We start from the raw sequence: 676 nt of genomic DNA, 5'->3' as shown, positions 1-676 counted from the left end.
GTGTGCCTGGAGCGCTCGGTGGACATGGTGGTGGCGCTGCTGGGCGTGCTGAAGGCGGGGGCGGCCTACGTGCCGGTGGACCCTGCGTACCCGAAGGAGCGTCTGGGGTGGATGCTGGAGGACACCGGTGCGTCGGTGCTGCTGACGCACGAGAAGTGGAAGTCGGTGCTTCCGCCCAGCACCGCGCGAGTGGTGTGCCTGGACAGTGAAGCGGGCGAAGTGGCGAAGCAACCGGTGACGAAGCCGGCGGTGCAGGTGGGCCCGGAGTCGCTGGCGTACGTCATCTTCACGTCAGGAAGCACGGGGCGTCCGAAGGGAGCGATGAATGCGCACGGTGGCGTCGTCAACCGGCTGAAGTGGATGCAGGAGGAGTACGGGCTTGGCGGCACGGACGTGGTGCTGCAGAAGACGCCCTTCAGCTTCGACGTGTCGGTGTGGGAGTTCTTCTGGCCGCTGCTGGCGGGGGCGAAGCTGGTGGTGGCGCGTCCTGGAGGGCACCAGGAGCCGGCGTACCTGGTGAAGCTGATGAAGGCGGAGGGCGTGACGACGGTGCACTTCGTGCCGTCGATGCTGCGCGCCTTCGTGGAGGAGCCCGGGCTGGAGGGGCTGGGAAGCCTGCGGCGGGTGGTGTGCAGCGGCGAGGCGTTGAGCGCGGAGTTGGTGAAGAAGGCGTACG

General features: G+C 68.2%; 1 protein-coding gene. It reads left to right on the top strand.

Going from position 1 to position 676, the window contains the following annotated elements:
* Nucleotides 1-676 (top strand): AMP-binding protein (locus HNV26_RS37410; protein WP_171453046.1); only part of this gene is annotated, 676 nt, incomplete at both ends.

This window comes from Myxococcus xanthus (genome assembly GCF_013116825.1).
In the GTDB taxonomy this organism is placed as follows: Bacteria; Myxococcota; Myxococcia; order Myxococcales; family Myxococcaceae; genus Myxococcus; species Myxococcus xanthus_B.
Note: the sequence above shows the minus strand (reverse complement) of the source record. Positions and strands in the feature narration are given on the sequence as shown.